Origin of the sequence: Flagellatimonas centrodinii (assembly GCF_016918765.2) — a bacterium.
GTDB lineage: Bacteria > Pseudomonadota > Gammaproteobacteria > Nevskiales > Nevskiaceae > Polycyclovorans > Polycyclovorans centrodinii.
In genome coordinates this window covers 98,383-111,020 of record NZ_CP092105.1, presented here as the reverse complement: position 1 = coordinate 111,020, position 12,638 = coordinate 98,383, and the positions used below count along the sequence as shown (strand labels likewise).

Genomic DNA, 12,638 nt, shown 5'->3' with positions numbered 1-12,638 from the left:
TCTGACGCCGTCGCTTCCACGCGCGAGAAGGTCGTCGTCGGTCATGCGTAGCCAGACAGCTCGGGGCGCGGAGATGATCAATCCGCGCGATGGCAGGACATCCGCGTTGGCAAGCGCAGCCCATGCGCGACACGCTCGGGAAGCCGGATCTATGCCCGGGCACAGGAACGTGATATCAGCCTGCACGTCCTGGACGCTATAGGGCCGACGCGTGAGACGAACCTGGTCCGGCTCGGCGAGATCTACCTCGAAGCCGAATACAACACATTGGTGCCGCGGTATCCGGCCGACGCGAGCTGCAATATCAGCCTCCCACAGGGAAGCACCACGATAGTCTGTCAGCATGAGACTGCACTCCCTGTCCGGCAAATCAGTTGCGGTTGTCTGATCTCGCGATGCTTGAGTGAAGGTGAACCCCGGTCCACGTCGGCGACGGAGTTCCAGTTGACCGGCGCCGAGGTTTGGTAGCGTCCGCGAAGGCGATCAATGGGCCCGCGTTCGCTGCCGCTTCGAGCTTCGATCCCGGCAATCAGGTCTGCTCCGCCCCCCGATGAAGCAAGCGCTTTGGCGAATGGCACCAGCCCCTCGTCAATGCGCTCCAGTCGCGCCGCCTGCTCGCGAAGATGGCTGGGTCCAAATGTGCCAACCGTGCCAATCACATAGCCGCTATCTCGTGTGTGAACCTGACCTTCGTACCCGGTGCGAACGCCATACTCCACATGCCCCCATGACGCGACCCAGCCAATCGCCGCGGCTGCGAGCATGAGTCGTGGATTCCCGAGGAGAACGCAAATCGAGGCGACAACGGCGGTCCAGCCAATTCGACGCAGTGCGTTCATCCGATCGGCAGCGTCCTGCAAAACCATGTGCCAATCGTAGGCAGCAGATGCCGGGTCACTTCCGTACGTCCATGCTGTCCCACCGGCGAGCGCAAGAACGGTGGCCAGCAGTATCCGAGTACGAAGCTGACGATTCGGAATTGCGAAGTCCTTCGAATCAAAAGTCACTGAGTCCTCTCCCACCGCTTTGCTAGTTCCTCGATCCTGTCAGAGACTTGCTGTACCCCGCGATCTCCAATGCAGCTCGCGGTGCGATCATCAAGTGCCCAGAGAACGCCCGAAGGATCTACAGCCAATAGGCACGGCGACATGGACCTATTGAGCATCGCCCGAGCAGCCTCTACATCATCCAGCTCCAGCTGCGGGTGGACCACTTGCATCAGCCATGCCGGGACCGACGCCCACTGCCCATCTGCGTAGTCGGCGTCTCCCGCGACCTGCGAAATCAGGAACCGGTCCATGCACCAACTCGAACCGGTGCGACCGCAACCATGAAGCAACGCGTTGCTGCCGATGCCGGCGACGGGATTGCTGACCTCGCCCAGCTCGACGAACCAGACTTCAGCCATCGCTCCGAAGCGCGCTCTGAACTCTGCTCGGACGAACTGGGTCCAGTACCCGAGACGCCGCAACTCCTCATCAGTCAGAAACTTGCGGTCGAACTCCCCCTGGTGGGCCATGACCATCAGGACCCACCGGCCCGTCACCTGGTCCCACGGAACAGGTGCATATCTGTGGAGCATGCCTTTGGTCTTACGCGCCTGAACCTGCGACATCCGGGTCTGAATCCAGTAGATCGGCGGAGGATTGTCGCTGACCGGGCCTATCCTCAGCAGCTCACCAGGCAAACTGTCCGCATTCTGCACGCGCGGGTATTCACGAAGTACATCCGCAGCCTGAGCCCCGAACCACAAGAGCGCGGCGATTCCGATAATGATAGGCAGTGAGAAAAACGAGGTTCGCATGATTGATCTCCTGCCCACTATATGGCAGCCCGCCACCATCGAACCTAGTCACTTACGACACTACCGATCAGTATTCCGAGTGCGGGACGTTGCGGTACCGGGAATCTGTGTGGTCTGAGTGGCGCCGCCCGCAGGGGGACTCGCCCGATCGGTCGATCGAGGCTGACCAGCCATCGACGGCGCTTGTACGGGCGTCCTGGAGCCGGTCATGGTGGCATTCGACAGCTCGGAGCGAGTTGCCGCCGCGGCCGGGGGCGGTCCCGCAGCTTGTCCCGACTGTTGTCCGCTACGTCCTCCTGAACTGCCAGCGGGACCTGAGGAGCTGCGGCCGGGCGTATACCCAGGAGCCGAGCGTGGATGACCTCCCGGGGGGGCAACCCACTTCCCCGAAACCAGGCCCGGGTTGTCTTTCGACCATGGCTGCCCTGAGTTCATGAGTTGCCTGGGGAAGAAGTCTCCGCTGCCAGAGGGAATGGGCACACCACCATGCCCGCCACCACCGCCACCACCGCCACCACCGCCACCACCACCACCGCCACCACCGCCGGCGGCCTTGGGCGCGGCACCTCGAGCAATCATTCCCAGTCGAGACGCCCCCATAGCGAGGCCCACTCCTGTTCCCACTACCTGCATGCCATCCCTGGTGAGGGTTGAACCGGGTCTTGTGGTCGAGATCCCGCCGAGAGCCTTTGAATTGCTGAAGGCAAGCATGTATGCCAATACCGGAGGAAGTCCGAGCGCCATCAGCAGCGTGCCGGTCCTCGCCGTATAGACCAGAGGGAGAATCGGGTAGGTCGTCTGGTAGTCGATTACTGCGGATGCTTCCCAGTATCCAAGAAGCAACTCGCCAATCGCCGATCCGAGCTGGATGATCACGTACATGATCAGTGCCACCAGCTTGCCCATAATGATGAGACGAAAGCTTGTTTCGAGAGGGAAGGTTGCGCCGAAGATTACAGAGGCAAGTGCGACGATCGGCAGCAGAAGGATCACCAGGATAGGCACGAATGCCGAAATCCCAATGGCCATCATCACCGCATCCGGCAACGCCAGTGCTGCCTTCTTGAGTAGGCCGAACTCCTTCAGGCCGGCGTCAATAGAACGGGCGAGCGCGCCCATATCAGCCGCCCCGATCTTTTGACCCGGAAGTGTCCTCGAGCCGATCTCACTTTCTGCATCGGTGAAGTTGCTGATGCGCTGGTTCAATCCAGTGACGATCCCGAGCATCCTCGCGCTCCGCGCAGCCGACATAACGTCATCCGTGATGCTCGACTCCTCATAGCCGGGATCTGCTTCGTACACTTCTGTCACGGCTGCATCAGCGATTTCGAACAGCTCGAGGCAGTTGGTGGCGAATGCACCGGGCGCCCCGGATTCCTGGGGGTGCTGGAAGCGCGCACCCCAATCAATGGTTCTGGTCCCGATCGGAACAGAATCCTCGGCCGCAGTCGTCAACCGCTGCTTCCAGAAGGATGAATCCGGCGGCCGGTACCCGCGCTCGTTCATCGCGCAGTCCGCTCCACAGCTGTACGGGTTATAGCCGGCGAGCAGCGCGCGTGCCTCCTCGCCGCGGTCCCACCCTTCGGCATACCCTTCGACCTGGTCCATCAGCTTAGAGAGTGGCGAGTAGACCTTGCCTGTAACCCAGCTCGCTTGCGAGGACCACGCCCGGGCGAAGTTGAAGAACGGATTTGACTTCAGGTCGCGTCGACCAGCCACCCATTCCCGACCGAAAGTCGCCGTCCCGTTGAGGCTCACCGCGTCCCACTGGCCGTCGTCGATACCTTCGGCACCGGGGAGGGTGCGAACGTTGCCACACAGCCGGTAATAGTCGCGAATTGGGGCCAGCAAACTCTCCTCACCGAACAGCGAGAAGTAGGCAATATCCATTTCTCGATATACGCCGAGAGGACTAATTCGGCGCTGGGCTGCGGTCGCGTCCTTGAGGAGGGAGTAGGTTCCTCCCTCCAGGAAGTTTACGACGCGACTAAAGACCACAACGCCTAGCGCGACCCTCAGCTCGCGTTGGTCGGCCTCACCGGTGCTCAGATCAATGTGTGGCGCGCCCGCCCCTCCATTGTGATAGAGGGACCGTTGTACCCACGCCGCCGTACCGTCAACTGGAATCAGGACGATAAGGACGAGAGCCAGCCCGAAAAGGTGCTTCAACATGCCCCTCGAATCAGCTGAAACCGCCCGCCACAGGAGAACAACAAGCCCCAGAATGAGAAACGGCAAGCCAACGGTCCAGAAGACCTGCACGAAGATGCTGTGGTAGGGGAGACCTATGTAGGTGGCGAGATCCTGCGCCAGTCTGCCATCCTCAAAGAACGGCCGGAAAGCCTTTGTTGCTGATACTGCAGTGTCCTCGACACGCCCAACTTCAGCCTGGCTCCATGATGCCCCGGATACCAGGCTGGAAACCGACCCCGCCAGCCAGCTAAGAAGTCGCTTGTTCATTTCACATTCCGATCAGCTTCTGCTCAAGCCCCTTCAAGTAGTCGGTGTTCTGGACACGCACCTCCTCGAGTTGCAGCTGTGCTTTCAGTCGTTTGATGTCGCGCTCGACCCACACGATTACATCTTCAGCAACTCGATCCAGTTTGGCGCCAGTACCACCCGCAAGCAGATTCGCGTAGATCGCCTCTTGCTCAGCAATGGCGAATCGAATGTACGCAAGTGTCATTCGCCGTGCCGCAGCCTTCTCTACTTCCTTATAGCGAAGAGGAATGTTTCGCCGCATGTCGAACATGGTCGCCAGAGTTGAGCGGTCGAGTACAGGGAACGCCGGGTCCGCCTTCAATCTCTGGAACTCAGCGACCTCATCCAGATCCTGCCCGCTCATGCCGGCAGAGGTCACCGCGTCGAGAAGCTCGCGATACTTCGGCACACGCTCATCAAAGACCTGCTGGACGCTCTTTCTCGGGGGTTCGAAGTTGAAGCGAGTCAGACCGTCGCCGCTTCCTTCTGGAACTGTGACCATGTTGAAGCTGATCGACTCGCGGACTTCCGCCAGTTCTCTGGCCACGCCATCATCGCGAACTTCGGTTCTGGTGCCCCCAGGTGGCAGCGTTCCCAGCTGACCAAGGTACTCTTTGATGGTCTGTTGCAGGTCGAAGTCCCCGGCGGCCGACGTAATCTCCTTGAGCCGATCATTCAGATCACGCATTGCGTCCGGCATGTACTCTTTGATCAGGTCCCCATCATCGCAGGCCCCCGGCGCCTCACCCGACTCGATGCACTTGTTTTTTGCCTCTGAGATCTCCGAATTGCGTCGATCTTTCGCCATGTCGCGGACGCTTGCGCAATTGAAAGCGTTCAGCTCGCGCAGGAAGTCCTTGTGAATGTTCAGGTTCTCGAGGAGCTGGTACAGCGTGGGTGATGAGTAGATGAGAAAGTTGATCGCCATCCCCGCCACGTTCGACTGGAAGTAGGTGATGAAGGACTGCACATCTCCAATGACCTGGGCCCCTAGATTGCCAGTCGTCATTCCGTCGCAACCGACTCGCACATTCGACTGAACCGTTCCGTCAATGTACTTGAAGGTTCTTCCCTGATCGTCGGGCAGAGCCACGTCGAACAGTAAGCCGACGTCGGCGGATGCGGAGTCCGGCCCGAGTCCCTGCGCGTGACCGGTCGACGTCGTCACGGCGATCGCCGCCGCAATGGCAAGCCTTTTCATTCAGATGCCTCCAAGATCGCGCGTTCGATTGATTCGACGGTAGTTACACCCTCGAGCCGCCACGTTTCCCGCGAGCGCTTGTTTTCTACCCAGATAGTCGGCGTCAGCGGAACCCTCTGCTGATAGCTCGCCAACTGGTCATTCGGAATTGGACCCGCCTTGAGACCTTCGACATCGCGAAGCCGTCGCAGGAAGTCCGGGTCATCGTCCATCTGCAACAACGTGATATCGAGTTCCGGGTAGAGACGAAGTAGGCGCTTCACCTCGGCTATCTGCAGTGAGCAAGCTGGGCAGGAGGCGCTGTAGAACAGCCATGCCCGTACCCGGCCAACCCGGGCGCGGCGATCTGCTGGGGCAGCCTGCTGCGTCTTCGGGGGTGGGATCGACCTCATGCCTGGGTCAACCACCTGCGGCGGATTCATCGCCATGTGAAGGGCATACTGATCCTTGTGCCCGCGCTCCATCATCACCTCCTGAGCGAACCTGGCAGCGAGCAGGTTTCGTTCGAGTACGGCGTTCTGGTAGTCGATCACTCGTTCGGCGCTCGCCTTCGACGGGTTGAGGACATGCTCAATTATTACGCTCGGGGTCCCTGGCGCGAAGTGAAACTCGAGACCCTTTGGATCCACCATTCTGAGCGGCGCCGACGGGTGTCGGGTGACCTGCTCATTCAGGGAATCGCAGTTCTTGAGCCAGTGAAGGCGATCGCATCGCAGCAGCGGATGTTCAGTCTCCGTCGCTGAACGGGGCAATGGCGTATCAGCGGCTATGCCGCCCCCAACCCACAGAAGTACGGCGCCGAGGCACGCCAGACCAATGACTGGGCGGAATGAGGAAGGGCGTATCGTATTCATGCCCTGTTTAGACGGGCGATCGGCCCGGAATCCGTTAGCCTGGCGCTAGCCGCTCGTAGTTCGCCAATACTGATCTCGAATAGATCATTCGCTTGGTCGGGTCACTCGCGTTGTAGTAGCCGAGTCCCGTGACGATCGAACCATGACGGCGAATGAGAGACGCCAGATAATAGGCCCCATATGACAGATTCCAGTCCGGATCTAGGGCCCGCTCAATGCTCGGCATTCTGTCTCCGTGGTAGTGGAGATTGATCTGCATCAGGCCGATATCGATCATCCTCGGATTTACCCGGCGAATAGACGTCCTGTCCCCCGGTAGTGTGGATGCGTGGAGCTTGGCTGCCTGTTCCGTTGGCAGGAACCAGCGAACCGCCTTGCCTCCACTCCGCGGCCGGTACCGGACAAGCCACGGATTTAATTGCACGTGCTTCACAAGTGCAGCTGCTTCGTCGCGACTGCCAAGGAAGAAGGACTCACCTTGTACATTCAGGGTCCACGGATGACCACGACTCTCGGTCATCAGGACTGCGCGTAGCAGCCGCTCGTCGAGCCCATAGATCCCTGCGACCTGTGCCACGAGAGGATGAGCAAATGCCAGTTGCACCCATATGAGTGAGGCAAGGGCAAAAGCCACCCGCAACGGTCTAGATTGGTGGAAACTCATGCCGCTCCAGCCATGCATTCGCCCGGTCTCGATCACGCGGTGCATACCCATCTGGGTGGCTGCCCACGATGAACGGCTCAACCGTGTAGTACAGAAGGTTTACCAGTACGTAGCGCGGCACCCGAGACACCGCTAGCTGGGGGTGAAGCCGCACGACCCGGCGTATCGGGTCGCCCTCGATGCTGCAGATCATGCGCCGCATTGGCTGCGGTTCATCAGTTGGCTGCGACACATTCAGCGGGACCACCTTCTGCGCCTTTGGCACTCCGATCTCGACCCTAACCTCAAGACGCGTGCGAAAGTGCCGCCGAACCACGCGGTTCAGGCATTCTTGGGCACACTGCACGAGCGCATCAGGGTTCATCACCGCTCCGGAAGGAAACTCCAACTCCCAGTCTTAGACGACAGCGTGACCCGATCCCCGAAAACCGAAACGGTATAGCCCTTCCACTGATCGCCGGCGGCGACGACGTCGCGCCCCGCCTCGTGAAGCACGAGCACGGACGGTGCACAGTTCCAACAACCCGATGCAGCAACGATCGCACCGATCCTGATATCCGGTTTCACGTTGGTCGCATCGCGTGGACGCCGGACTCCCGGCGTCGGTGTCACCGCTTTGCCCGGTATGGCGGTCTTGGTTTGCGGTTTCTCCTTCGGGGGCGGGCTGGGCGCCGCTGTCGGAGCCGGACTGGCCTCCGGCGCAGCCGTTGTCAAACCGGCCTCGCCAATCTGATCATCGGAATCCTGAGCTGGTTGATCTGGCGTCACTTCACTGGAGCGGCTCTCAGACTGGGCCGCGCCCTCTGCGCCCTCTGCGCCCTCTGCGCCCTCTGCGCCCTCTGCGCGGGCCGAGGCGCCAAGGGGGCCGAACGCTATGGACTGGTACTGGTGTGGATCACCCATATCAGTCGCTGCCGTAACCTCGGGTAGCAAATCGAGAGAATCATCGCGCTGTGGCTCCAGCGGGGGCAGCTCGATTCCGTTGTCTTCGACACTCTGCTCGGGAACCGGCTTCAGATCCGGGCTCGACAGGGTTTCCGCGTTGGGCGGAGGTGGCACCGCTTCGCTGCAGCGCTTGATCCCGGCGACCGCGAGGATCAGGACCGCGGAAACTACGAAGGCCGCATTCCTTCTGTGCGGTTTGGCCTTCGTGCTGCCCATCCGCTGGGGCCCTGACGGGCTTTCCGTGTCCGAGTCACCGGTGGATGGTTTCGTCGCGATCGGCTCCTGTCTCTCGACTTGTCGCGCACGGCGCGCTCTTGCCACCAGCCCGGAGAATGCCGCCGACTTGTCGGCGACCAGGCCAGCCGCTTTGCTGAGCGCATTCTTTGCGGAATGAGCAGCGACCCGAAACTGGTCGCCTGGCCCCTGCGGCATCGCGGGCGCCACTATGCCGCCCTCGTGGTCAACCGCGGGTTCGGTGACTGCCTCTGTCACATTACTATTGAAGGACGCTGCAGCAGGGGTGTCGACTTCAGGTCCCTGATTGTCGTTCGACTCATGCTCACGGTCTTGTGTAGAGCCCTCGGCCTCACCACTCTCGAGGGTCTGCGCCAGCACCTGCGCATCGCCGCCGGCGTCGACATCATTGACGAGCGTTCGTGCCACCTCGCTATCCAGAGGATCCTTGTCAACGTCATCGTCAAGAGAATCAAGAAAATCGTCGATCGGGTTCCGTGGCTCATCCTTTGGATCATTGCTCATCAACGTACTCCACCCGCGTATCGCTCACGCGAGGGTTGATGTCGATGGGTACCGGCACGCCGTTGGTCTCGACCCAACGGCCTGGGCTGACAATGACTGGCGCCTTGTGCCGTGGGTAGAGGGCACCGTTCATGACCTGCGCCGGCATTTCGACATACTCGATGATCGGGGGTTCATAGGTAAAACCCTGACGCGCACGCATCCGGCCCTGGAACTCTTCGAGCGTGTCGGTAACCCCACGCCTGTACGCGTCGTCAACCCGATTGCGCTCCACAGCTCGAAGGTCGGATATCGCCGCCTCTCGGGCTCGCCGATGCATCTCCTCAGCTGTAGCCACGGACACCCCAGGGCGCTCCTTCGGGCCGCGGGGCCCGGCCCAGGCATTCGACGCGCTGATAGCCAGCGCCAGCGAAAGAACGGCGCTAGCCGCCACTCTTGAGTCCATAGGGATACTCCTCAGCAAGTTGAGCAATGACGGCGCCCATGACGTTGGCAGTCCCGTCCGATGCGGATTCGTCCGAACGCTTCTGGAACTGGGCCTTGCGCAGGTCCACCTCTGCAGGTTCGGTGGTGGACAGCCAGTACGTGGCCGGGTCAGAGCAATAGCGCATCAACGCTGTCACGTTGATGTTGCTCCGGTGACGAAGTAGGTAGAAGAACTCGGTGAACTGAGGAATCGCGCTCCGACTTCGTCCCCACATGGCACGGTCCTCTGGCGTGATTGCAAACATGGCCTCGGCGTCATCCATGTCCTGCTTGCTTGCTCCAAGCATGATGAAGTGTCGGGTGTTCATCATGATTCCGTCGTCTGCGCCGCCTTCGGCGTTGACCAATGCACGGAAGTCGGCAAGGCCCTGACTGAGCAAGACCACTGCTCCCTGATACTTGCGAAGCTCGCGGAAAAATGAGCCAACGATCCTCGCGAGGTGCGGCTTGGCCAGTACCTTCCACGACTCGTCGATGAAGAGTAGCTTGCGAACTCCACGCGGGAGCTTGAATTTCACATACGACTCGATCTGCATGAACAGGATCAGCATCACCACATCCATAGCCGGCGAGTCGGCCATCAGGCTGGTTTCGACACAGACCATCTCAGCATCCCAGTTCACGGAGAGCGGCCCATCGAACAGGCGTCCCCACATTCCCTCGCTACTGAAGTCGACCAACCGACGGGCCAATTCATTTGATATGGAGTCAGCGGGATTGGCGCGCAGACTGTTCATCAGGTGGGTCATGATCAGCTCGCCACCTGGTTGTCTTGCTGCGAAAAGACCGGTGAGATGACCCATCAGGATGTTCATCTCCTCCTTTCGCACGGGCTCTGTCCTGCCGGACTCATCGGTTGTCCCGGATTTCAGCATCGCGTTGAGCACGCTCAGCATGTAGGACAGTTCAAGGCTTGATGGCTGCCGATGTCCTTTACTGTCGTCAATCCAAAATGGGTTCAGACAAGGTGGCTCGTAGCCATCCATTGGCTCTGGCACAAGCACGATCAGTTGCCCCTCGGTCGCACGTGTGTGCGAATCGAAGTTGAAACCCTTGTCGATCACAAAGGTCTTCGTCGGGGCCTGCACCCTGCTCTGACTGATAAGCCCGTTTGCCAGGAACGACTTCCCGGTGCCGGTGCCTCCTGAGATCAGCGTGTGCCCGGCAGTGGCGTGCCGCGTGAACAGGTCGTAGCCGATCGGCTCCCCGACGCTGTTGTTGAACATCAGCTTTCCGTCATCGAGCCCGTTGAAACCGGTGTAGATGGGAAGCAAGTCCGCTAGGTTCGTACTCAGGACCGGAAGATCCCGACCGATGAACTGAGAGGCTTCCTGACGGAAGTTACCCGGCAGGCTATGGTGGATCACCGCGTCTCCGCGGAGCTGCTCAAGATACCCGCTATTCCAGAGTAACTTCTCCAGCTGCTTGGCTCGGCGCTTTGCCCGTCCGGCGTTGCTGTCGCGCGCAACGATATGAACAGAGGTCCGAACGACCTTGTGGTACTCCCGTTCTTCTGGATTGATGGCGTTGCCAACAAAGGCCAGATCCTGGTCGCGCTTCTCGAGCTTCATTGGGTCCGGAGCAATGATCGGATACTTCGAGAGCTCCTTCTGGTTTGACAGCATCTGCGCCTTGATTCGCAGATTCATTCGATATAGCCCTTGAGCCGGCACCCACCAATTGACTGTGCACCAGCCTTCACCCTCCGTCTTCTGAATCGGATCGAGCAGCATTGCGGCCCGCGTCTCTTCGGGCATTACCCGGACTGAGGTTGCGTAGTGGTGGTAGCCATCCAACGACCATGACTCGGGCGAGGTCTTCAATGTGGTCCCAGTCGCCGCGGATCCGATGCTCGTTCGGACGCCGGTCAACGACAGCGCGTCAGCGAGAGTTTCAAAGCGTGTAGGCTCTGGAGGTGCAGCGATGAGACACCGCCTTGGATTCAGAATCCGGTAGAGCAACTTGCAGATGCCAGACGCATTCTGACGCTCGGCCGCTAGACCGATCGCCTCCATTCCGAACTCCAACTCACTGACAGCCTCGAGGAACCGGTGCTCGTCGGCCTCCATTCGGTTGATGAATGCCTCCCCGTCAGAGAGCCCAAAAAGACTGCGAAGGGCCTGAGATGCCTGGCTGAATCCCCGCCGCTCCCGAAGTGACGAGTCCATTGCAAAAACCAGGTAGTGCTCTACGACCATGGCCACTGTGCCGCGTGTGATCCCCGGATTTGGAAGTGGGTCAGGGGTGCCGACCTCGGAGCCGTCATCCCCTTCCAGCTCCATCTTCTTGACCCGGTCCAGAAGCTCGGCGCCCTGCTTGGCATTTGCGAAGAAGCCGAAGCGTGCCGCCCTCTCCTGCACTGCCAGGACAGACTTCCCGATGACGGGGAGGAAGCCCTCTTGGCGGATTCCCTCACGATATCGCGTCAGTTTGTCCCGCACGTCGCGATGAGAGAAGCGCACGTACTGCCCAGAAGACCCCTCCGGGTAGAGATCGATCAAGCGAGCCAGCTCGTTGGCTATTCCTGTGCGCTGATCCTCAGTCAGTCCATCACCAGGAATGCTGGGAAGACGCCAGATGGCCATCATTCGCCCGTCAACGGTGAGCGAGTATCCGCCACTGTCCACGAAGGTATAGATATCGATGGCGTCCTCGAGGCGCACGGCTTTCGTGTAGCCGAGCGCGCCCAGCATTTCGCTTGCGGTCGACGTCCTCATGCTTGAATGCGACTCACGAGGATCATCCGAACCTCGGGGATCAGATCAATGCGCACGCCCACATTGCGCGCCATCCATCCCCCCATATCGACCTCGGTAAAGTCCACCTCGGCGAAGCTTCCCAGGATGGCCTCGCCCGCAGCCTTCGAGGTGATGACGGGCGTGTAGCCGATGCTCATTCCCCACAGGGTCACCAGCTCTGACACCTTCATCATCGCCGTGAGCCTAGCCGACACCGGCGGTGGAAGGATCATTGGGGCGGTGTGGGGTCCAGTTGTCGACGGATTCAATGGACCAGAAATGAGGGGCTTTTCGCGTAACTCACCATCAGCCGCAGGCCGCGCCACGATACTCCGCATGGCTGTCTGCCTGATCTGTGCTTTCCTGTAGTCGTCTGCAAATCCGCTGTCGCCTCGGGTCGCGCAGCCCGATACCAGGCCCGCCGCGGCGAGAATGGATATAGCAGTGCCCTTCACCGAGTGAACCATTCGGATCTCCTGATGACGGTGTGCTCCCAGTGGCCGTCGACGCGGCGTCCAGTTCGAGAGTCGACGTAAGGTGGAATCCAGATCGGTGCGATCTCTTCCGGCACTCGCAGAGGCACATATGGGTCCGACGCGCCGTACACGATTCGCTCACGAAGGCTTTCCCTCAAGACGGCTACAGCGTCTCGCTGGCCCTGGCGATGCACTTCGTCATAGACCTCTTCCATCGGCCGGAAGGCGCG

Annotated in this window: 11 protein-coding genes; all 11 read right to left on the bottom strand. The window is 60.3% G+C overall.

Annotation, left to right across the window (positions count from 1 at the left end; all coding sequences use genetic code 11):
- Positions 1–338: 338 nt before the first annotated feature.
- The 11 genes from JN531_RS17060 to JN531_RS17495 all read right to left on the bottom strand — a co-directional run bounded on the left by JN531_RS17060 (position 339) and on the right by JN531_RS17495 (position 12,623).
- Entirely contained in the window at positions 339–1,007 is a 669-nt protein-coding gene (locus tag JN531_RS17060) for a hypothetical protein (protein ID WP_228350110.1), read from the bottom strand.
- Positions 1,004–1,804 carry a hypothetical protein gene (locus tag JN531_RS17055; protein WP_228350109.1) on the bottom strand — a complete coding sequence of 267 codons (801 nt, stop codon included), beginning with the start codon at positions 1,802–1,804 and terminating at the stop codon, positions 1,004–1,006. The genes JN531_RS17060 and JN531_RS17055 overlap by 4 nt, the downstream gene beginning before the upstream one ends.
- Before the next feature lie 60 nt (positions 1,805–1,864).
- Complete coding sequence (locus tag JN531_RS17050; RefSeq protein WP_228350108.1) at positions 1,865–4,264, bottom strand: hypothetical protein; 2,400 nt, start codon at positions 4,262–4,264, stop codon at positions 1,865–1,867.
- A gap of 1 nt (position 4,265) precedes the next feature.
- Positions 4,266–5,486 (bottom strand): hypothetical protein, encoded by a 1,221-nt coding sequence (locus JN531_RS17045; RefSeq protein ID WP_228350107.1) that lies wholly within the window; start codon positions 5,484–5,486, stop codon positions 4,266–4,268.
- Positions 5,483–6,019, bottom strand: a complete 537-nt coding sequence (locus JN531_RS17040) for a TlpA family protein disulfide reductase (RefSeq protein WP_228350106.1) — start codon at positions 6,017–6,019, stop codon at positions 5,483–5,485. Before JN531_RS17040 ends, JN531_RS17045 begins: the two co-directional genes overlap by 4 nt.
- Before the next feature lie 355 nt (positions 6,020–6,374).
- Complete coding sequence (locus JN531_RS17035) at positions 6,375–7,049, bottom strand: transglycosylase SLT domain-containing protein (protein WP_228350105.1); 675 nt, start codon at positions 7,047–7,049, stop codon at positions 6,375–6,377.
- Between the two features lie 318 nt (positions 7,050–7,367).
- Positions 7,368–8,708: a hypothetical protein gene (locus JN531_RS17030; protein ID WP_228350104.1), complete on the bottom strand. Its 1,341-nt coding sequence runs from the start codon at positions 8,706–8,708 to the stop codon at positions 7,368–7,370.
- Positions 8,698–8,910, bottom strand: a complete 213-nt coding sequence (locus JN531_RS17025) for a hypothetical protein (protein WP_228350103.1) — start codon at positions 8,908–8,910, stop codon at positions 8,698–8,700. The genes JN531_RS17030 and JN531_RS17025 overlap by 11 nt, the downstream gene beginning before the upstream one ends.
- Before the next feature lie 220 nt (positions 8,911–9,130).
- Positions 9,131–11,911: a VirB4 family type IV secretion system protein gene (locus tag JN531_RS17020; RefSeq protein ID WP_228350102.1), complete on the bottom strand. Its 2,781-nt coding sequence runs from the start codon at positions 11,909–11,911 to the stop codon at positions 9,131–9,133.
- Positions 11,908–12,399, bottom strand: a complete 492-nt coding sequence (locus JN531_RS17015; protein ID WP_228350101.1) for a hypothetical protein — start codon at positions 12,397–12,399, stop codon at positions 11,908–11,910. Before JN531_RS17015 ends, JN531_RS17020 begins: the two co-directional genes overlap by 4 nt.
- Complete coding sequence (locus JN531_RS17495; protein WP_366522462.1) at positions 12,384–12,623, bottom strand: TraV family lipoprotein; 240 nt, start codon at positions 12,621–12,623, stop codon at positions 12,384–12,386. The genes JN531_RS17015 and JN531_RS17495 overlap by 16 nt, the downstream gene beginning before the upstream one ends.
- Positions 12,624–12,638: the final 15 nt, after the last annotated feature.

Excerpts from the sequence above, each read along its gene's own strand:
- JN531_RS17030 (WP_228350104.1), bottom strand. The coding sequence starts at position 8,708 with ATGAGCAATGATCCAAAGGATGAGCCACGGAACCCGATCGACGATTTT.
- JN531_RS17025 (WP_228350103.1), bottom strand. The coding sequence starts at position 8,910 with ATGCGTGCGCGTCAGGGTTTTACCTATGAACCCCCGATCATCGAGTAT.
- JN531_RS17495 (WP_366522462.1), bottom strand. The coding sequence starts at position 12,623 with ATGGAAGAGGTCTATGACGAAGTGCATCGCCAGGGCCAGCGAGACGCT.
- JN531_RS17020 (WP_228350102.1), bottom strand. The coding sequence starts at position 11,911 with ATGAGGACGTCGACCGCAAGCGAAATGCTGGGCGCGCTCGGCTACACG.
- JN531_RS17035 (WP_228350105.1), bottom strand. The coding sequence starts at position 7,049 with ATGCACCGCGTGATCGAGACCGGGCGAATGCATGGCTGGAGCGGCATG.
- JN531_RS17055 (WP_228350109.1), bottom strand. The coding sequence starts at position 1,804 with ATGCGAACCTCGTTTTTCTCACTGCCTATCATTATCGGAATCGCCGCG.
- JN531_RS17015 (WP_228350101.1), bottom strand. The coding sequence starts at position 12,399 with ATGGTTCACTCGGTGAAGGGCACTGCTATATCCATTCTCGCCGCGGCG.
- JN531_RS17045 (WP_228350107.1), bottom strand. The coding sequence starts at position 5,486 with ATGAAAAGGCTTGCCATTGCGGCGGCGATCGCCGTGACGACGTCGACC.
- JN531_RS17050 (WP_228350108.1), bottom strand. The coding sequence starts at position 4,264 with ATGAACAAGCGACTTCTTAGCTGGCTGGCGGGGTCGGTTTCCAGCCTG.